We start from the raw sequence: 19886 nt of genomic DNA, 5'->3' as shown, positions 1-19886 counted from the left end.
CTATTCCCAAGCTTCAACAATCGGATCTGGGTGGGAACCCCTCGCCGGGGTGACAAAACACACCCGTAATCAGCTGGTGGGAACCCTCCGTAAAGGGGCCTTGCCATTCGTGGGGTGCTGCGGTATCGCCGCACGATCATCGGTGGCTGGCCTCCGCGAATGTCGGCGGTCGGGTGAATTCGGCGGCGCTCTCCCGGCGCGGGCGGGCCGCCATGATGTTGACGCGGTGTGACGGTGGATCTCCGTTTCGGTCCGGCGAGGTATTTCGAGCGTGTTGCGGGGCCGACCCGGACCTGGTACTTGGCGTCCGGCAACTAGTGACACAGCTCACACCGCTTGGGTTGAGTGGAATAGACTCAACTCTGGTTCTGTCGGTACCAGTGGACACACCGATCCAGGGGAGCCCATGAACACCGAACGCCTCACCACCAAGAGCCGCGAGACCATCACCGGCGCCGTCGCCCTGGCGAACCAGCGGGGGCACGCCACCGTCGAACCGTGGCACCTGCTGCTGTCGCTGCTGGACACCGAGGGCTCGACCGCCGCCGGCCTGCTGCGCGCCGTCGGGGCCGACCCGGCCGAGCTGCGCCGCGCCACCCAGCGCTCCGTCGACGGGCTGCCCGCCGCACGCGGGTCCAGCATCGCCGAGCCGACGTTGGCCCGCGAGTTCGTCAACGCCATCGGTGCCGCCGAGCAGATTGCCCGCCCCCTGGGCGACGAATACACCTCCACCGAGCACCTGCTCGCCGGGCTGGCCCGGGTCGGCGGGGCCGTGTCCGCCGCGCTCAAGGCCGCCGGTGCCACCGAGGAGAGCCTGGTCGCCGCCTTCCCGACGGTACGCGGCGGTGATCGTCGGGTGACCACTGCGGACCCGGAGCAGACCTACCAGGCGCTGACCAAGTACGGCGTGGACCTGACCGCCAGCGCCCGGGACGGCAAGATCGACCCGGTGATCGGGCGGGACTCCGAGATCCGTCGGGTGATCCAGGTGCTGTCCCGGCGTACCAAGAACAACCCGGTGCTGATCGGCGAGCCCGGCGTGGGCAAGACCGCCATCGTCGAGGGCCTGGCCCAGCGGATCGTCGCCGGCGACGTGCCCGAGTCGCTGCGCGACAAGAAGCTGGTCTCGCTCGATCTCGGCGCGATGGTCGCCGGTGCGTCGTACCGGGGCCAGTTCGAGGAGCGGTTGAAGTCCGTCCTGGAGGAGATCAAGAACTCCGACGGGCAGGTCATCACCTTCCTCGACGAGTTGCACACCGTCGTTGGCGCCGGCAAGGGCGAGGGCTCGATGGACGCCGGCAACATGCTCAAGCCGATGCTGGCCCGCGGTGAGCTGCGCATGGTCGGCGCGACCACACTCGACGAGTACCGCGAGCACATCGAGAAGGACCCGGCCCTGGAGCGCCGCTTCCAGCCCGTGCTGGTCGGTGAGCCCACCGTCGAGGACACCATCGGCATCCTGCGCGGGCTCAAGGAGCGCTACGAGGTGCACCACGGCGTACGCATCACCGACGCCGCGCTGGTTGCCGCCGCCGCCCTCTCCGACCGGTACATCACCGACCGGTTCCTGCCCGACAAGGCGATCGACCTGGTCGACGAGTCGGCGTCCCGACTCCGGATGGAGATCGACTCCCGGCCGGTCGAGGTGGACGAGATCGAGCGCGCGGTGCGTCGGCTGGAGATCGAGGAGATGGCGCTGGCCAAGGAGCCGGACGCCGCCTCCGCCGAGCGCCTGGAGCGGCTACGTAAGGAGCTGGCCGACAAGCGGGAGCAGCTCACCGCCCTGTCCGAGCGGTGGCAGCTGGAGAAGAGCCACATCACCAAGCTCTCCACCGCCAAGGAGGAGCTGGAGCGGCTCGGCGGCGAGGCGGAACGGGCCGAGCGTGACGGCGAGCTGGAACGCGCCGCCGAGCTGCGGTACGGCCGGATCCCGGCGCTCCAGGCCGAGCTGGCCACCGCCGAGGAGGAGCTGGCTCGGCTGCAGTCCGCCGGCGCGATGCTCAAGGAGGAGGTCGGCGCGGACGACATCGCCGCCGTGGTCGCCTCCTGGACCGGCATCCCCGCCGGCCGGCTGCTGGAGGGTGAGACCGCCAAGCTGCTGCGGATGGAGGAGTCGCTGCGCGGGCGCGTGGTCGGCCAGTCCGAGGCGGTCGCGGCGGTCTCGGACGCCGTCCGACGCGCGCGGGCCGGAGTCGCCGACCCGGACCGCCCGACCGGCAGCTTCCTCTTCCTGGGCCCGACCGGTGTCGGCAAGACCGAGCTGGCCAAGGCGCTCGCCGAGTTCCTCTTCGACGACGAGCGGGCGATGGTCCGCATCGACATGAGCGAGTACGGCGAGAAGCACTCGGTGGCCCGCCTGGTCGGCGCACCGCCCGGCTACGTCGGCTACGAGGAGGGCGGCCAGCTCACCGAGGCGGTTCGCCGCCGGCCGTACTCGGTGATCCTGCTGGACGAGGTGGAAAAGGCTCACCCGGACGTCTTCGACATCCTGCTCCAGGTGCTCGACGACGGCCGGCTCACCGACGGCCAGGGGCGTACGGTCGACTTCCGCAACGCCATCCTGATCCTCACCTCGAACCTGGGTTCGGCGGTCATCAGTGATCTGACGCTGGCTGAGGAGCAGCGCCGCGAGGGCGTCCTGGCCACGGTCCGGTCGCACTTCAAGCCGGAGTTTCTCAACCGGCTCGACGACATCGTGGTCTTCGCCGCCCTGCACGGTGACGACCTGCGGGCCATCGTGGACATCCAACTGGCGCGGCTGAGTCGACGTCTCGCGGACCGCCGGTTGACGTTGGACGTCACCGAGGACGCGCGTGGGTGGCTCGCCGAGCACGGGTACGACCCGATCTACGGTGCCCGCCCGCTTCGCCGGCTGGTCCAGTCGGCGATCGGCGACCAACTCGCCAGGGCGCTGCTCGCCGGCGAGGTCCGCGACGGCGACACGGTGCGGGTCGACCTGCGGGACAGCAAGGACGGTCTGTCGGTCACGTCCAGCTGAACCTGTCGCGCCGGGCCCGCCTCCGACGAGCGGAGGCGGGCTTCCGGGGCGAGGATGGAGAGATGTTCGGGATGCGCCGCAAGAAGGAGTCGGAGCTGGCGAGAGCCGTCGCGGAACTCGGTCACGCCAACACGTTGGCGTTCGGTCGGGTCGGGATCGCGGGCACGTTGCTGCCCGAGACCGAGGCGTACCAGCGCGTCGCGGCGGCCGTGACCGACCAACCGGAGGAGGTACGCGACCTGCTCGACCGACTGCTCACCGGCGGCGCGCCCGCGGGTCGCGTGTACGCCGCCACCCTGCTGGAGCGGCTCGACCCGGCGGCCGGGCGGGCGGCCTGGACGGCGTTGCGCGGAGACGCCGCGGAGCTGAGCACCATGACCGGCTGCGTGATGGGAAGCACCACCGTGGGCGCGTACGCCGTCGAGCGACTCGGCACCACCTGATCCGACCGCCGCTCGGATTCACCCGAACGGAGCTGCCGGGGACTTGCCAACGGTCCGTACCGTCCGCGACATGACCGCGACCGCCGAACCGTCGGCAGCCGTACCCCCGCCCCGGCCGCCGCGCCCCGGTACCGTCACCGTGGCTTTCTGGCTGCAACTCGCCACCGTGCTGATCCTGCTCGGCCTCGTCACTCTGCTGGTGCTGGCGGCGGTCGACTGGAACGACGCGATCGACAAGGCACTGCGGCAGGTGCCCGACGCCGACCCGGACGAGGTACGCGCGGAACGCTGGAACACCGTCATGATGGCGACGGTGTTCGGTGTGCCGGCCCTGCTGCTGGCGCTGTGGTTGGGGCTCACGTCAGGCTGGGTGCTTAGGGGCAGCAACACCGCCCGGGTGATGGTCTTCGTGGCCGGCGGCCTCCAACTGCTGCTCTGCGTCGTCCAGGGCTGTGCCGGCGCGTTCCTGATCCCGTTCGGTCTGGCGTTCGCACTGACCGACGGGCCGTACGTCGACGAGACGTATCCGGAGGAGGTTCCGCCGCCGGACGACGAATTCTGGCAGGAGTCGAACTTCATCGAGGCCCTGTACGACCAGCCGAACGCGTTCGAGGTGTTTCTCCCGTTAACGGGTCTCGGTGTGCTGCTGGTGTTCCTGCTCACGGCGGCGGTGGTACTGCTGCTGGCGCTGCCGCCGGCGCACCGCTGGTTCGTGCCCCGCACCGACCCCGCGACGGCCTGGCCGCTGCCCGGGCGCGACATACCGAACGCCTACCTGGTCGGCTACCCCGTGCCCATGAGCCACCCCGGCTATCCCGCGCCGTCCGGTCACCCACCGCAGGCCGGATATCCGCCGGCCTATCCGTCGCCGCCCTGGTATGGCGCCCCTGATGCGGGGTATGCGGTGCCCGGGTACACCGTGCCCGGCCCGGATCCGGCCGGGCACCTCCCGCCCCAGGCGGCCCCGCCTACCGGTCCGGAGACTCCACCGACGCCGGCTGATCCACCCTTGTCGGACGGGCCGACCGCCCCCGGCGGTGGTGAGCACGGGAGTGCGGGTTCCGGCGGGGTGGATCAGGCCGACCGGTAGCCGGGTGGCGGCGGGCGGCAGCTGCCCGGATCATGGTCGACGTCTCCGCCGAACTGTCTCGGGAGGTGACCGGTGGACGGGACGACGACGTACCTGGTGGCCGGCTGCCTGGTCGGGCTGGTCGTCGCCGGGTTCGCGCTGCGCTGGTGGCGTGGCCGGTCGGCGGCGGACCGTCGGCCGCAGCCGCGGTCCGGGGGCGGGCAGCGACGTGACCCGAGGCGGATCGAGGTCGGGGACATCGTCGAGATCGGTGACGCCACCTACGCCGTGCGGGGCTCGATCCGCCTGGTGGAAGGCGAGTGGAGGTGGGCCGAGCACCTCCTCGACGACCTGGACGAGCACGGTGGTCGGCGCCGGCTCTCGGTCGCCGAGAGCCCCGCGTTCGAACTGGTGCTCTGGGAGTCGGCGCCGCGTGACGCGACCGTCACGCCGGGGGCGCCGGTGGTGGAGTCCGGCGGGCGGAGCTACAGCTGGCACGAGTCAGGTCAGGCCCGGTACACCGCATCCGGATCCATCGGACTGACGCCGAGCGGCACCATGCGCTACCACGACTACCGGGCCCCCGGCGGGGCACGGCTCACCTTCGAGGCGTACGGCGAGGCGGGCTGGGAGATGGCCCGTGGTGAACGGCTGGACGGCGACGGGGTGACCGTCCACCCGCAGAGCGGCTCCTGAGCGGGGCAACGGCCGTCTGATCGATCCCCACCGACCGGCTGGCCGGTGACGCGCCCACCGCTCGGCGTCGCGTCGTGCCGGAATGGCCCGTTGCCGATACGGTGAAGCGCGTTCCAGGAAGGGAGAAAGATGGTCGATCCTCAGAACACCCCGGCCCGGTCGCGACCGGGCGTGGTGACGATATCCACCTACCTGCTGTTGCTGTTCGCGATCTGCCAACTGATCGGCGTGGTCATCTCGCTGACCACCATCGGCACCGTCCGCGACGTGATGGAGGACGCCTACCGCGACTCCACCGTCGAGGGGGCGCAGAACGTCGCCGACATCGTGGTCCTCGTCAGTGTCGGCACCGCCATCTTCCTGCTGGTGGCGGCGTTCGCGCTGTTCGGCCTGGGGCTGCTGAACCTGCGCGGCAAGAACGGCGCCCGGATCGCCACCTGGATCGTCGGTGGCATCCTCTTCTGCTGCACCGGGTTCGGCCAGCTGAGCGGGTTCGCCGGCAGCATGGGCACGCCCGGCGACACCAGCGGTGACATGCCCAGCGGTGAGGAGATCCAGCGTCGGCTGGAAGACGCGTTGCCGAGCTGGACCACCCCGGTCACCATCCTGCTCGATGTGATCAGCCTGATCTCGTTGCTGGTGGCGCTGATCCTGCTGGCACTGCCGAAGGCGAACGAGTTCTTCCGCAAGCCGACCCAGCAGTGGGAGCCGCCGACGCCCGGCGGTGCGTACCCGAGCCAGCCCGGCTACCCGCCGGCCCCCGGTTACCCGGGCACCGCGCCGGCCGAGCCGGGTTACCCGGCCACCTCGCAGCAGCCGGCCGACCCCGGCTATCCGCCGGCCGCCGGCGGCCAGCCAGCGGCCGGAGACCCGAGCGGGCAGACCCCGCCGGCCGACGGTCCGGAGCAGCCCGGCACGCAGCCGCCCACCGATCGCCCCGGCTGACCCTGGCTCGGCGCGGGTGCCGGCGTCCCTGGGCGGCCGTCGCCTGAAACTCGGCACGCCCCGTGACGTCGACACCCGCGTACGGCACGACCGCGACGGGTCCCTCCGAGTAGGTTGCTTCCGAACGCCTACCGGAGGGACTTGTCGTGTCGTACCCCGAACAGGCACCGGCCCGCCGGCCGGCGGTGGTCGTGCTGGCGGCGGTGACGCTTGTGGTGATGGCGCTCGGCGCGCTCGCGTTCGCGGCAACCGGGCTGGCGACGGTCAGCGGCACGGTGGAGCGGTTCCGCGCGACGGCCGAGACCGACGCCGACCCCGCTCAGGTCGACGCGGTGGTGGCGCTGGTGCGGGCCTCGGTCGTGGTGTCGGCGGTGCTGAGCATCCTCGCCGGCCTGCTCCTCGTCGGTCTCGCGCTGGGCCTGGCCGCCCGCCTGCCGGCCGCTCGGGTGGTGACCTGGGTGGTCGCCGGGCTGGGCATGTGCTGTGGGTGTGGTGGGCTGGCCACGCTGATCGTGCAACGCGCGACGCCCCTGGATCTCGGTGACGACCGGGCGACCGCCGAGCTGCTCGCTCTGGTGCCGGACGCCCACCCGTCCTGGTGGATTCCGCTCACCGCCACCCTTTCGATCGCCCAGGTGCTCGGTTACCTTGTGGTAGCCGTGCTGCTGGCACTGCCTGCGGCCAACGCCTGGTTCCGGCGTCGGCCGGCACCCCAGCAGCCCGCGGCTCCGCACCAGCCGCCCACCCCACCGTTCAGCCACCCACCGGCGCCGCACCCCTATCAGCCGCCGGCACCGCCATACCAGCCCTACCCGCCGCCCGGGGCGCCGCCGTCGCCCCCGTACCCGCCGAGGTGATGACGCCCGTGACGCCCGAACCGACGACCGAACGATGGGCGTTGATCACCGGGGCGACGGCGGGTATCGGGGCGGCGTTCGCCACCCGCCTCGCCGCCGACGGATGGCACCTCGTGCTGGTCGCCCGGGACGGCGCCCGGCTGGCGGCCCAGGCCGCCGAGTTGACCGGACGGAACGGCGTGGAGACCGAGACCATCACCGCTGACCTGTCCACCGACGACGGCTGCGCCCTTGTCGAGCGACGGCTGGCCGATGGGCCACCCGTCGAGCTGCTTGTCAACAACGCCGGCATCAGCCTCAACAAGCCGTTCCTCCGGTCGTCTGTTCAGGACGAGACCCGGCTGCTGCGGCTGAACGTGCACGCGGTCCTGCGGCTGACTCTCGCCGCGCTGGCCACGATGACCGAACGGCGCAGCGGCGCAGTGATAAATGTCTCTTCCGTCGCGGGTTTCGGCGCGGTAATGCCCGGATCCACGTACTCGGCCAGCAAGGCGTGGGTCACCAACTTCAGCGAGTCCGTCGGACAGTCCGCCCGCCCCTTCGGCGTACGGGTGATGGCGCTCTGCCCGGGCTACACCCGCACCGAATTCCACAAGCGAGCCGGCATCGACATGTCGAAAACCCCCGGATGGATGTGGCTCCAAGCCACCGACGTGGTCGACGAGGCCCTCCGTGACCTGCACAAAGGCAAGTTGGTGAGCGTTCCGTCGTGGAAGTACAAGCTCGCCGTGGCGGGCCTGCGGCACGCTCCGCGTCGGCTGCTCGAGATCGTCTCCCGGGACACCCGAGGCCGCATCGGCCGAGACCGCGGCTGACCGGTGGCCTGGGCGGTCGGCCGTCCAGCGGAGAGGAAGACATGACTCGATCCGCCGTGATGATCGACGTAGGGTAACCGGACATCGCCACTCATCGGTCCACCGGATGGGTTGACCGACGTGGCCCGCACCCGCGGCCCACAGACTTGCGCAGTACCCTCTATCGCCATGGAGGACCACGACGACCTGCGCAAATTCATCTCCGACCTGGCTGTGGTCCATGGCCGGGTGGTGCTCTCCTCCGGGCGGGAGGCCGACTGGTATGTCGATCTGCGTCGCGTCACGCTGCATAACCGGGCGGCACCGTTGGTGGGACGGGTGATGCGAGAGCTGACCGCCGACTGGTCGTACGACGCGGTGGGCGGTCTGACCCTGGGCGCCGATCCGATCGCCTTCGCGATGCTGCACGCCGCCGGGCGTCCGTTGGACGCGTTCGTGGTCCGCAAGGCAGGCAAGGCGCACGGGCTGCAACGTCGGATCGAGGGGCCCGACGTCGCCGGCCGTCGGGTGCTGGCGGTGGAGGACACCTCCACCACCGGGGGAAGTGTGCTGACCGCCGTCGAGGCCCTTCGCGAGGCCGGGGCCGAGGTCGTGGGGGTGGCGGTTATCGTTGATCGTGGTGCCGGCGACGCGGTGCGAGCCGCCGGATTGCCCTATCGGGCGGCCTATACGTTGGCTGACCTCGGCCTTGTGGCGTAAAAGTCTGCCGATTCGGATCTGCTGATATGCAGGCGGATCGATGCTGCTGGTGGAAGGATGGAATACGTGGGAACTGCGTTGGCCGAAATGACTATGCCTCAGATCTCGCCGCTTGCTGGCGAGCCGATCGAACGCGCCGACGCCGAGCGGCTGGCGGGGGTCCTCAAGGCCCTTGCCGACCCCGCCCGGCTGCGGCTGCTCAGCCTGATCCAGTCGGCACCCGAGGGTGAAGCGTGCGTGTGTGACCTCACCGCGCCGCTCGGCCTCTCCCAGCCGACGGTCAGCCACCACCTCCGAATCCTCACCGAGGCCGGCTTGCTCGAACGGGAGAAGCGCGGTGTGTGGGCCTACTACCGGTTGGTCCCGACCGCGATCGCCACGATCGCCGACCTGCTGACCCCGCCGCGCAAGCGGGCCACCAAAAAGGCTCGCTGAACCGGAACCGCTTGGTGGCGGCCCATCCGGGCAGCCACCAAGCGGTGGTTTCAGCGGACGTGCGGCGTCTCGTACGTCTCCTCGGTGAGATCCCGGGCGGCCCGGCGTAGCCGGCGACGCTCGGCGATGATCATTGCCGTGACCACGGCGACGCCGATCAGGAACAGCGCCACAATGGACGGCACGTGGTCGCCCGGCGCGTGCAGGGCCCGGTCCTCGGACTGCCACGGCCACAGCGCGCGCAGACTGCCCAGGATGACGCCGGCCATCACCGCCAGGGTCATCCGGCGGTGCTGCTCAAGCAGCCACTGGAGCAGCTTGACGAAGAGCGCCAGACCGATGACCATCCCCGTGGCGAAGATCGCCAGGTAGCCGAAGTCGCGGTCGTTGACGGCGCTGATCGTCGGCTCGTACAGGCCGATGGTGAGCAGCAGGAAAGACCCGGAGACCCCGGGCAGCACCAGGGCGCAGACCGCGACCGCCGCCGCGACCAGCACTACCAACGGGTGCGGTTCGATGGTGGCCTGCGGCAGTCCGGTCAACACGAACGCCGCCACCCCGGCGACGATCAGCGCAACCACCTCCGGCCCCCGCCACGGCTTGCCGACCATCGAGATCGGCACCAGCACCGAGGCGAGGACCAGCCCGAGGAAGAGTCCCCGGGTCTGCTCCGGATGGTCGACCAGCAGCGGTTCGAGCAGCTTCGCCGCGATCAGCAGGCCGGGCAGCATGCCGATCAGCAGTGGGATGACCACCTCCCAGTGCACCTGCCGTAGCTGGTGCCCCGCCCGCGTCCACCCGCGCCCGCGCGGGACGTCGGTCACCGCGTACCGCACCGTGTTCACCAGATGCCCGGCGGATGCGATGACCCGCTCGTAGACGCCGGTCACCAGCGCGATCGTCCCGCCGCTGACCCCTGGCACGGCCTCGGCCACGCCGATGGCCGCGCCGCGCAGGACATGGCCTACCCGTTCGCCCAATGCCATGAAGATTCCGTTCCGTGAATCGCTCGATCACTGGCCCGTGTGGCGTCCGCCACGGTCAATCAGGCTACCGGGGGCGCGGTCGCCCGCCCGGCCAGGTCACAGCCGTGGGTCGACCGGCTCCGACTCGCAGGCCAGGATCGCGAAGACCAACTCGTGGCGACGCCACAGCGGGGCACCGTCGACCAGGGCGTCCAGGGCGGCGAGGCCGAGCGCGTGCTCGCGCAGTGCCAGGCCCCGCTTGCGGCCCAACGACCGACGCCGCAGCGCGGCCAGCTGCTCGGGCTCGGTGTACTCGGGACCGTAGATGATCCGTAGATACTCCCGCCCCCGGCACTTGATGCCCGGCTGGAGCAGCGAGCCCCGCCCGCTGCGGGCGGCCGGACCCGCGTACGGCTTGACGACCATGCCCTCGCCGCCGGTCCCGGTCAGCGCCAGCCACCACTCGGTCGCCTCCCGCACCGCGGCACCGTCGGACAGGTCGACGACCCGCCGCCCGGTCGGGAGGAAGAAATCCGGGTCGGCCGCGCAGAGCCGGTCGGCCATCGCCAGGTGCCAACCGTGATCGCGGTCGCCGTAGCTGCCCTTCGCGCCGGCGAGCACCGCGAACGGCGCGAGCCGCACCCCGCCCAGCCCGTCGGTCGGGCCCACGTACGCCCGGTACGCCGCCGTGTAGGCCGACACGTCGTCACGGCGGCGGGCCATCCGGTCGCGTAGCTCGGCCACGTCCAGTCCGCGCCCGATCGCCGCGTCCAGCGTCGCCACCGCCACCGGCAGGCCGGCCCGACCAGCCGCGCCGACCCCCGCGTACTGCTCGCGGATCAGGCCGGTGGCCTTGGCCGACCACGGCAGCAGCTCGCAGTCGAGCAGCAGCCAGTCGGTCGCCAACTCATCCCAGAGCCCGGCACCGGTCACCGCCGCGCGTACCCGGTCCAGCAGCTCCGTGTCCAGCGGCTCACCGAAGAACGGCCGACCCGTGCGGGTGTGCACGACCCCGCCGCCCGGACCGAACGGACCACCGTCCGGCACCCGGCAGACCAGCACCACGGCCCGGGAGCCCATGTGCTTCTCCTCGCAGACGACCCGGTCCACACCGGCCGCCCGGTAGTCGGCGAAGGCCTCCGCCGGATGTTCCAGGTAGCCGGCCAACTGCGACGTCGAGCAGGGCGCCATGGTCGGCGGCAGCCACACCAGCCGGCGCGGGTCGACCGCGAAGCGGCTCATCACCTCCAACGCGGCAGCGCCGTTCTCCGCCGGCACGGTCAGCGAGCCGTACGCGTGCTCCACGTGCCGCCGACCGGTCACGTCGGTCAACTCGAGCACCTCGTCGGGCCGGGCCGGCGCGGCGGTCAGCGGCCGGACCGGGGCGTACCACTCGCGCTCCGCCGGCACCGAGACCAGCTCCCGCTCCGGGTAGCGCAGCGCGGTCAGCCGGCCGCCGAAGACGCAGCCGGTGTCGACGCAGATGGTGTTGTTCACCCATTCCGGCTCCGGGGTGGGGGTGTGGCCGTAGACGACCATCGCCGAACCGCGGTACTCCCGGGCCCACGGGTAGCGCACCGGCAGGCCGTACTCGTCGGTCTCGCCGGTGGTCTCGCCGTACAACGCGAACGCGCGTACCCGGCCGGACGCCCGGCCCTGGTACTCCTCCTTCAGTCCGGCGTGCGCCACCACCAGCCGGCCGCCGTCGAGCACGTAGTGGCTGACCAGTCCGTCGACGAAGGCGGCCACCTCGGCGGTGAACTCCGCCGGCTCCGCGTCCAGCTGCGCCAGCGTCTCGGCCAGACCGTGGGCCACCTTGACGTTGCGACCGCGCAGCTTGCGCAGCAGCTTCTGCTCGTGGTTACCGGGCACACAGAGCGCGTGCCCGGCGGTGACCATGCCCATCACCAGACGGAGCACCCCGGGCGAGTCCGGGCCACGGTCCACCAGGTCGCCGACGAACACGGCGGTACGTCCCGACGGATGCGTCGCGTCCACCGCCCGGCCGGCGTCGTCACGGTCCAGCCGCCAACCCAACCGGGTCAACAGCGCCTCAAGCTCGACCCGGCAGCCGTGCACGTCGCCGACGATGTCGAACGGCCCGGTCAGCTCGCGCCGGTCGTTGAACAGCCGCTCGTAGCGGATCTCGGCGGCCTCGATCTCCTCGGTGCCGCGCAGCACGTGCACCTTGCGGAAGCCCTCCCGCGCCAGCTGGCCGTAGCTGCGCCGCAGGTCCCGGGACATCCGGGCGAGCACCTGCCGGCCGAAGGTGCGGTCGGACCTGGCCTCGGTACGCTCCCAGGCCAGCGCCTCCGGCACGTCCAGCACGATCGCCACCGGCAGCACGTCGTGTTCCCGGGCCACCCGGACCAGGGCGGCTCGGGCGTGTGGCTGAAGATTCGTCGCATCGACCACGGTCAGCCGGCCAGCGCGCAGCCGCTTGCCCGCCACGTAGTGCAGCGCGTCGAAGGCCTCCGCCGAGGCGGACTGGTCGTTCTCGTCGTCGGCGACCATCGCCCGGAAGGCGTCGGAGGAGAGGACCTGGCTGGACGCGAAATGCCGGCCGGCGAATGTCGACTTGCCGGAGCCGGAGATGCCGACCAGCGCCACCAGGGCCAGCTCGGGAATGTCGAGGACGGTCATCGGGCTGCCTCCGCACGGGTGAACACGGCCATCTGGGTGGGTGCGCCGACCTCCGGATCGTCCGGGCCGACACCATGCACCACGGCCGAGTAGCCGTACGTGGCACCGACCCGCCGTACCCAGTCGGCGAACTCGGCGCGGGTCCACTCGAACCGGTGGTCGGCATGCCGGAACGCGCCGACGGGCAACCCCTCGTAGCGCACGTTGTGCTCCACGTTCGGCGTGGTCACCACGACCGTCGTCGGTCGGGCGTAGCCGAAGACGGAATCCTCCAACGCCGGCAGCCGGGGCGGGTCGACGTGCTCGACGACCTCCATCAGCACCGCCGCGTCGTACCCGCACAGCCGCTCGTCCCGGTAGGTCAACGCGGACTGCCGGAGCGTGACCCGGGTGCGCTGGCGTTCCGGCAGCCGGTCCAGTCGCAGCCGCCGAGCAGCCAGGGTGAGGGCCTGGGTGGAGACGTCGGTGCCGACGATCTCGGTGAACCGTCGGTCACCGATCAGCGTGGCCAGCAGCGCACCCCCGCCGCAGCCCAGGTCCAGCACCCGGTGGGCGCCCGCGTCGACAAGGGCGGCGTGCACCGCCTGCCGGCGAAGGGCGGACAGCGACGCCCGGGGCGCCGACCCGGCCGGTACCGCGTCCTCCAGTTCGTCGTCGACGCTCGGCTCGTCGGTGGGCCGCTGGGCGTCCAACCGCTCCATCGCCTGACCCGCCAGTGCCCGCCGGTGCGCCAGGTAGCGGCGGATGATCAGCCCACGCTCGGGGTGGTCGGCCAGCCAACCCGCGCCGGCCCGCAGCAACTTGTCCACCTCGTCCGGAGCCACCCAGTAGTGCTTCGCGTCGTCCAGCACGGGTAGCAGCACGTACAGGTGGTTGAGCGCGTCGGCGACCCGCAGCGTGCCGGTGAGGGTCAGGTCCACGTATCGACTGTCACCCCACTGCGGGTGCAACTCGTCGAGCGGGATGGCGGTGGCGGTGACCGCCCAGCCGAGCGGACCGAACACCCGCTCCGCCACATCGGCCCCACCACGGCAGCGCAGCACCGGCACCCGCACCTCCAGCGGGATGCCTCGGACGGCCAGCTCGGGGCGTTCCTTGGAGGCGCCGCGCAGCGCCGAGCGGTACACCTTCGACAGTGCCGAGGCGAGCAGGCTGGACGCGGCGTACGGCCGGTCGTTGACGTACCGCCCGAGGGTGAAGCTCTCCGGAGCGGTGGTCGACTTCCGGCCGCGACCCCGGGCGGTGGCCAGCTTCAACGGGTCGACGTCGAGCAGCAGCGCGGCCGTGCAGCGCTGCTCGTCCGCTTCCGGGTAGAAGACGTGCGCGGTGCCGACGGGCACGTCGAAGGAGTGCACCCGGTCGGGGTGCTTGATCAGCAGGTGACCGAGGTCCGTCGCCGGCTGGTGCGTGGTGGTGAGGGTGAGCAGCACCCGCCCATGGTGTCAGCTCTCTCGATCTTGCGCCGTCCTGTTTTTTCGGTGGTTGCGGTGGGGTTTGCGGGGCAGCCCCACCCGCTCCGGGCGGTCAGGCTTGATCCCTGCGCGGGCGGGGCTGCCCCGCAAACCCGTTGGGGTCCGGCCTGCGGCGGCGGGGAAAGGGGGGTGCCCCGCCGAGGGGTCGGCGGGGCACCGGTGGTGCTGTTGGTTCGGGTGCGTCGGGCTACGCGGTGAAGTGGGTACGGCGGCGGCGGGCCAGCACGAAGCCGGCCACACCGGCGGCGAGCAGCACGCCGCCGACGCCCGCGATCAGCGCGGTGTTGGCGCCGGTGATCGGCAGCTCGCCGCCATCACCACCACTACCGCCGTCGCCACCCTGGCCGCCGCTCGGGTTGACGACGAGCTTGGCGATGTCGTTGGCCGGCTTCAGGTCGGCGTAGAAGCCGCCGTCGCACTGGCAGGCGACGTTGGCCTTGACGTCACCGGTGGCGTTCGGCACGACCTTGTCGATCCGGAGCCCGAACTCCATGGTCTCGGCGTCACCGGCCTTGATGAACGAGCTGGCGTAGCAACGGTAGATGCGGGCACCGGGCTCACCCGGCTCGCCCCACTCGTTCTCGCTGCGCACCGGGAAGCAGTTGTCCGGCACCTTGACCGCACTGGCGCCGTTCGGAATCCCGATCTCCAGGTAGGTGACCGAGGATCCGGCGCGGCTGTAATCCAGGGTGGCCGGGCCGTTGTTGCGGAAACCGACGGTGGCCACCACCTCGTCGCCCTTCGCGCCGGACACCTCGTCGCCGACCGCCGCCAGATCGGTTCCGTTCTTACCGGTGACCTTCACTCGCAGGCTCGACCAGTTGTTGTCCGGCTGGGTGTCCGCCTGGAAGCTCCGCGCCGCGATGCTCGGGCCAGCCTCGTCCAACCCCAGCTTTCCGCCGGTGCCCGGCTCACCGAAGCTCGCGCCACGGGCCTTCGCGTACGCCTCGAAGTCCTCGAACTCGGCCGGAGTCATCCAGAGGATTTCTCCGTACGCGCGGCTCGGCGCGAACGAGTCCTTCGCGATGCGGTACGACAGGGTGGTGACGTAGCTGGTACGCCGCTCCAACGGGCGGTCGAAGTGGCAGGTACGCAGCCAGCTTCCCTCGTACGTGCAGTTCGAATACTGCTTGTTGGCCTGGATCCCGTAGTCGTTGTAGAAGACGGCGACGGCACCCTTGGCGACGGTGTCGCCCGGGTTGCCGACCCGCAGCGGCATGGTGAACGCCGAGCCCGGCTTACCGGAATGCTCCTCCTCGGGGCCGGCGGCCAGATCGACGCCCTCGCCGATCCGCACCCGGGCCTCGTGGGTCACGGCCGCGTAGCCGGTGGCGCTGAGGCTCACCTTGACGGTGCCCTCGTCGCCGTCCTTGGCGTCTTTGGTGGGCGCGATGACCACGGAGTAGAGGCCGCCGAAGCCGTCCTCGTACAGCTCGACCTCGAACGGGTCCGTGCAGACCAGGACGTTCGGCTCGGGCGTCGAGCAGTAACTGGAGTCGCTCTCCGACGTCACGGTCGCCTTGCCCGCGAGGTCGGTGAAGTCGTAGCGCACGGTCAGGTCGTGCACCACCACCGTGGAGGAGGCGAACAGGACCGGGCTGTCGACCTTTCCGGGCGAGCCGGCGGCGAGGGTGTTGTCGCCGAAGTAGACGCCCAAGGAGATGTCGGGCTCCTCGGCCGAGGCGGGGGTGGCAGGGGTGGCGACGGCGGCGATCAGCGCGCCGGCCACGCCCAACCCGGCCAGCCGGCGCCGGGTGGAGTGGGTGAGCATTGAGGGGGGTCCTCCCGTGAGGGTGCAGGTGAAGCCCCCGGATGCTAAGGAAGTTTCAAGATCCTCGCTGCCCGTGCCGACCGTTCCGGGTGAAGTCCGACCGAAAGGTTGATCAGCGGTAGTCGTCCTCGTCGGCGCCGACCACGCGGGCCTGCTCCATGGCGTCCCAGTCGTCGACCTCCAGGCCACGGTGCGGCTCGACGTCGACCTGGCTCGGGTCGACCACGGCGGCCTGCTCGACGGCGTCGGCCGGCTCGGCCTCCAGGTCGCGCTCCTCCGGACTCAGGTGGTCGCCGGGGGCGAAGTCCTCGTCGGGCTGGCCCATTCGATGCCTCCGGGATGTCGGCGGACAGGTACCCACCCACCGTAAGGGTTGTGCCGGCGCAGTGCTGGCAACCGGCCGGCCACCGAGCCGTCGAGGGTACGCCGCCGTCGCGGTCGAGTCGGCCGAATCGACCCACCGGCGGCAGTCGCCGGTGCCAGGATGGTTGCCGTGGGCTTCCTCATCCGACTGGCGGCGACCGCCATCGCACTGTGGATCACCACGCTGATCGTGCCCGGGGTCGAGGTGACCGGGCGCACCGGTTACGACACGGCGTTCACCCTGCTCGTCGTGGCACTGATCTTCGGTCTGGTCAACGCGGTGCTCAAGCCGGTCATCAGGGTCGTGGGTTGTGTCTTCTACCTGCTGACCCTCGGCCTGTTCGCCCTGGTGGTCAACGCCCTGCTGTTCCTGCTGACCGACCGGATCGCTCGGGCGCTCGACCTGCCGTTCCAGGTGGACGGCTTCTGGGCGGCCTTCTGGGGAGCCATCGTGATGGCGGTGGTCACCTGGCTGATCAGCGTCGCGGTGCCGGATTCAGCGGACCGGCGGTGAACCGGCCCGGTTGTGCCGGTCCGGTGCCGCTACGGGATACTGCCCGCGGAGGACAGCGCGGTCCGGCGCAGCACGGTAGGACAGGCGGCCGCACGGCCGGCCCCCAAGGTAGGACAGGCGGCCGCACGGCCGGGCCCCTACGGAGAACAGCGGCCGTACGGCCGACAGCGGCAAGTAAGGAGCGTTCGACATGCCCATCGCTTCCCCCGAGGCTTACGCCGAGATGCTGGACCGCGCCAAGGCCGGCCGGTACGCGTACCCGGCGATCAACGTGACGTCCTCGCAGACGCTGAACGCGGCGCTCAAGGGCTTCGCCGACGCGGAGAGCGACGGCATCATCCAGGTCTCCACCGGTGGCGCGGAGTACCTCTCCGGCCCCTCGATCAAGGACATGGTCACCGGCGCGGTGGCGTTCGCCGCGTACGCGCACGAGGTGGCCAAGAAGTACCCGGTCAACATCGCCCTGCACACCGACCACTGCCCGAAGGACAAGCTGGACAAGTTCGTCCGGCCGCTGATGGCCATCTCCCAGGAGCGGGTGAAGGCCGGCCAGGAGCCGCTGTACCAGTCGCACATGTGGGACGGCTCGGCCGTACCGGTGGCGGAGAACCTGGAGATCGCGGCCCAGCTGCTCGACGAGGCGGCCAAGGGCAAGATCGTCCTGGAGATCGAGGTCGGCGTCGTCGGTGGCGAGGAGGACGGCGTCGAGAACGCCATCAACGACAAGCTCTACACCACCGTCGAGGACGGTCTGGCCATGGTCGAGGCGCTCGGTCTGGGTGAGAAGGGCCGCTACATGGCGGCGCTCACCTTCGGCAACGTGCACGGCGTCTACAAGCCGGGCAACGTCAAGCTCCGCCCGGAGATCCTCAACCAGATCCAGGAGGCGGTCGGCGCCAAGTACGGCAAGGAGAAGCCGCTCAGCCTGGTCTTCCACGGCGGCTCCGGCTCGCTGCTCTCCGAGATCCGCGAGGCGCTCGACTACGGCGTGGTGAAGATGAACATCGACACCGACACCCAGTACGCCTTCACCCGCCCGGCGGCGGACCACATGCTCCGCAACTACGACGGGGTGCTCAAGGTCGACGGCGAGGTCGGCAACAAGAAGATGTACGACCCGCGGGTGTGGGGCAAGGCCGCGGAGGCGGGCATGGCCACCCGCGTGACGGAGGCCTGCGAGCACCTGCGCTCCACCGGCACCACGATGACCAAGTGACGTTCTGACGTCCTGACGGCGGCCGGCCCCGTTCGCGGGGCCGGCCGCCGTCGTTCACCGGGTCAGCAGGCGGGCGGCCTCGTGGACGTCGTCGGTCAGGTGCACGGTGTCCGACAGATCCCCGAAGGGGGAGGCGGCCAGCAGCGGGCGCAGCAGTGACTCCACCGGCAGCTCCGTCGTCCAGTACGCGCGGTCCAGGAAGACGTACGCGCCGCTGGCGCCGTCGGTGCCGTAGTAGGTCTTGGTGGCCGCCTGGAACACCTCCTGCACGGTTCCCGCCCGGCCGGGGGCGAAGACGATGCCGCCCCGGGCCAGTCGCAGGATGGTGTCCTCCCGGATGGCGTTGGAGAAGTACTTGGCGATCCGGCCCGCGAACAGGTTCGCCGGCTCGTGCCCGTACAGCCAGGTCGGCACGGCGAGTCCACCGCAGCCCGCCCAGTCCAGGTCACCGGTGGTCAGCGCGGCCGAGTCGGCCCGATAGGCGGTCACCGGCTCGGTGCCGTTCGCCGGCGGCGTGACCGACCGGCCGAAGAGTTCCCGTACCCGCAGCGCCGCCGCCGTGTAGCGGTCGTGATCGGTGTAGTCCGGCGCGGCGGCGAGCAGGTCGATGGCCGCGGTGAGGTCCTCCGCCGGCCGGGTCGACAGGTACGCACCCAGGTTCGCGGCCTCCATCACGCCCGGCCCGCCACCGGTGACCACCAGCCGGTGCGCCCGCGCGAGTTCCCGGCCGAGCACCGCGGCCATCCGGTACGGCTGACTGCCCCGGCGGACCGCGTGCCCGCCCATCACCCCGACCACCGACTGCGGCCCGTGGGTGGTCAGCCAGGCCCGGGTGGCGTCGGCGAGCGCGTTGTCCACCCCGTGGTCGTGCAGCCGCTGGCCGAGCGCCTCCCGGACGTCGGGTAGCGCGCCACCGTGCGCACGGAAGTGCGCGTACACCCGGGTGTCGTACATCGCCGCGAACCCGCCCTCGGTGAAGCCGGCGGCGAGTTCCTCCGGGGTGTAGAGGTGGGACGGCTGGGTCGGGTACGGCAGCCCGGAGAACGGCGGCACCACGTTGGCGCCGCGCCGGACCAGGTCGGCGCCGACCCGCCGGGAGGCGAAACGACAGCCGACGAAGAGCGTCCCGGTCACCTCGACCCCGGTGAGGTCGGGGGGCTCCAGGTCCAGTCGGAGCCCCTGCACGGTGAGCCCGACCAGGCTGCCGGCGGCCAGTCGCCGGTCGAACTCCGCCCGGGTCTGGATCTCGTCGGTCCAGGTGTGCGGCTCGATCACGTCCGCGGGAGGTGGAGTCGGCATCGGGTCATCCTGCCGGGCGGGCGCAACGCCGTGGACGGGGCCCCGGGTGACCGAGCGATGAGACGGGAGCCCGGCGGCCTGGCCGGGCTCCCGCGTTCCGGTTCCTGGGGAGGCTCCGGATCCATAGTTGTAGTGGATGCGACCCGGCGACGGCATGGGCCGCAGGCGTGACCGACCTCTCGGCCGTTCAGCCGACCGGCTCGCCGGACCCCCTCGCGGGCCGCCGTGCGAAGCGGGTTGAATGGGGCGATGCAGAACCTCCTACCTGAGCCGCCCGCCACGCTCCTGCCCGCGCACGTCGAGGCCGACTCCGCGCTGGTCGCAGCCGAGCAGAGCGGCAGCGACGAGGCGTTCGCCGAGGTGGCGGCCCGGTACCCGACGCACAGCGGCGCGTGGGCGGCGCTCGCCGCCCGGGCGTTCGCACAGGGCCAGGTCGTGCCGGCGTACGCGTACGCCCGTACCGGCTACCACCGGGGACTGGACCAGCTGCGCCGCAGCGGGTGGAAGGGGCACGGGCCGGTGCCGTGGTCGCACGAGCCCAACCGTGGCTTCCTGCGCTGCCTCTACGTGCTGTCCCGGTCGGCGGACGCGATCGCCGAGGCGGACGAGGCGGCCCGCTGCGCCCAGTTCCTCCGCGACTGCGACCCGGCCGCCGCCGACGCGCTGGCCAGCAACTGACGCGTGCC

The 19886-nt window shown here is 71.4% G+C and carries 18 protein-coding genes; 12 read left to right on the top strand and 6 right to left on the bottom strand.

The features are described from left to right. Positions 1 to 406: 406 nt before the first annotated feature. The 9 genes from clpB to ENC19_RS09195 all read left to right on the top strand — a co-directional run bounded on the left by clpB (position 407) and on the right by ENC19_RS09195 (position 8957). The gene (clpB, locus tag ENC19_RS09235; RefSeq protein ID WP_164446718.1) at positions 407 to 2998 is read left to right on the top strand and encodes an ATP-dependent chaperone ClpB; all 2592 of its coding nucleotides are present in this window, start codon (positions 407 to 409) and stop codon (positions 2996 to 2998) included. 62 nt (positions 2999 to 3060) lie between these two features. After that, entirely contained in the window at positions 3061 to 3441 is a 381-nt protein-coding gene (locus ENC19_RS09230) for a hypothetical protein (protein WP_164446717.1), read from the top strand. Positions 3442 to 3511: 70 nt separating this feature from the next. Next, positions 3512 to 4531 carry a hypothetical protein gene (locus ENC19_RS09225; RefSeq protein ID WP_164446716.1) on the top strand — a complete coding sequence of 340 codons (1020 nt, stop codon included), beginning with the start codon at positions 3512 to 3514 and terminating at the stop codon, positions 4529 to 4531. A gap of 72 nt (positions 4532 to 4603) precedes the next feature. Next, positions 4604 to 5206, top strand: coding sequence for a DUF4178 domain-containing protein (locus ENC19_RS09220; protein WP_164446715.1), 603 nt, complete (start codon positions 4604 to 4606; stop codon positions 5204 to 5206). 129 nt (positions 5207 to 5335) lie between these two features. Beyond that, positions 5336 to 6151, top strand: coding sequence for a hypothetical protein (locus ENC19_RS09215; protein ID WP_164446714.1), 816 nt, complete (start codon positions 5336 to 5338; stop codon positions 6149 to 6151). Between the two features lie 146 nt (positions 6152 to 6297). Beyond that, positions 6298 to 7008 carry a hypothetical protein gene (locus tag ENC19_RS09210; protein ID WP_164446713.1) on the top strand — a complete coding sequence of 237 codons (711 nt, stop codon included), beginning with the start codon at positions 6298 to 6300 and terminating at the stop codon, positions 7006 to 7008. Beyond that, the gene (locus ENC19_RS09205) at positions 7008 to 7823 is read left to right on the top strand and encodes an SDR family NAD(P)-dependent oxidoreductase (protein WP_164446711.1); all 816 of its coding nucleotides are present in this window, start codon (positions 7008 to 7010) and stop codon (positions 7821 to 7823) included. The genes ENC19_RS09210 and ENC19_RS09205 overlap by 1 nt, the downstream gene beginning before the upstream one ends. Positions 7824 to 7991: 168 nt before the next feature. Beyond that, positions 7992 to 8522 (top strand): orotate phosphoribosyltransferase, encoded by a 531-nt coding sequence (gene pyrE, locus ENC19_RS09200; protein ID WP_164446710.1) that lies wholly within the window; start codon positions 7992 to 7994, stop codon positions 8520 to 8522. A gap of 57 nt (positions 8523 to 8579) precedes the next feature. Further along, complete coding sequence (locus ENC19_RS09195) at positions 8580 to 8957, top strand: ArsR/SmtB family transcription factor (protein ID WP_007073957.1); 378 nt, start codon at positions 8580 to 8582, stop codon at positions 8955 to 8957. Between the two features lie 50 nt (positions 8958 to 9007). On the opposite strand, the gene ENC19_RS09190 is transcribed toward ENC19_RS09195, so the two are convergent. From ENC19_RS09190 to ENC19_RS09170, 5 genes are all read right to left on the bottom strand, one after another. Beyond that, positions 9008 to 9943, bottom strand: coding sequence for a DUF368 domain-containing protein (locus ENC19_RS09190; protein ID WP_166458182.1), 936 nt, complete (start codon positions 9941 to 9943; stop codon positions 9008 to 9010). A 96-nt stretch (positions 9944 to 10039) separates the two neighbouring features. Beyond that, positions 10040 to 12565 (bottom strand): polynucleotide kinase-phosphatase, encoded by a 2526-nt coding sequence (locus ENC19_RS09185; protein ID WP_164446708.1) that lies wholly within the window; start codon positions 12563 to 12565, stop codon positions 10040 to 10042. Next, on the bottom strand, positions 12562 to 13995 hold the full coding sequence (locus tag ENC19_RS09180; RefSeq protein ID WP_164446706.1) for a 3' terminal RNA ribose 2'-O-methyltransferase Hen1: 1434 nt from the start codon (positions 13993 to 13995) through the stop codon (positions 12562 to 12564). The genes ENC19_RS09185 and ENC19_RS09180 overlap by 4 nt, the downstream gene beginning before the upstream one ends. A gap of 229 nt (positions 13996 to 14224) precedes the next feature. Further along, positions 14225 to 15808 (bottom strand): LPXTG cell wall anchor domain-containing protein, encoded by a 1584-nt coding sequence (locus tag ENC19_RS09175; protein ID WP_164446704.1) that lies wholly within the window; start codon positions 15806 to 15808, stop codon positions 14225 to 14227. A 112-nt stretch (positions 15809 to 15920) separates the two neighbouring features. Next, positions 15921 to 16133, bottom strand: coding sequence for a hypothetical protein (locus ENC19_RS09170; RefSeq protein WP_093403775.1), 213 nt, complete (start codon positions 16131 to 16133; stop codon positions 15921 to 15923). Between the two features lie 168 nt (positions 16134 to 16301). On the opposite strand from ENC19_RS09170, the gene ENC19_RS09165 reads away from it, so the two are divergent. Together ENC19_RS09165 and fbaA are read left to right on the top strand one after the other, a co-directional pair. Beyond that, positions 16302 to 16685: a phage holin family protein gene (locus tag ENC19_RS09165; protein WP_164446702.1), complete on the top strand. Its 384-nt coding sequence runs from the start codon at positions 16302 to 16304 to the stop codon at positions 16683 to 16685. Between the two features lie 190 nt (positions 16686 to 16875). Continuing rightward, a complete protein-coding gene (gene fbaA, locus ENC19_RS09160; protein WP_164446700.1) occupies positions 16876 to 17901 on the top strand; it encodes a class II fructose-bisphosphate aldolase in 1026 nt (341 codons plus the stop codon). A 54-nt stretch (positions 17902 to 17955) separates the two neighbouring features. On the opposite strand, the gene ENC19_RS09155 is transcribed toward fbaA, so the two are convergent. Further along, on the bottom strand, positions 17956 to 19200 hold the full coding sequence (locus ENC19_RS09155; RefSeq protein ID WP_164446697.1) for an LOG family protein: 1245 nt from the start codon (positions 19198 to 19200) through the stop codon (positions 17956 to 17958). Positions 19201 to 19449: 249 nt separating this feature from the next. Between ENC19_RS09155 and ENC19_RS09150 the strand changes: the two genes are divergently transcribed. After that, positions 19450 to 19878, top strand: coding sequence for a DUF3151 domain-containing protein (locus ENC19_RS09150; protein WP_164446696.1), 429 nt, complete (start codon positions 19450 to 19452; stop codon positions 19876 to 19878). Positions 19879 to 19886: the final 8 nt, after the last annotated feature.

It is taken from the genome of Verrucosispora sioxanthis (assembly GCF_010560025.1).
Classification (GTDB): domain Bacteria; phylum Actinomycetota; class Actinomycetes; order Mycobacteriales; family Micromonosporaceae; genus Micromonospora; species Micromonospora palythoicola.
The sequence above is the reverse complement of the archived record's forward strand: the minus strand, read 5'-3'. Positions and strand labels throughout refer to the sequence as shown.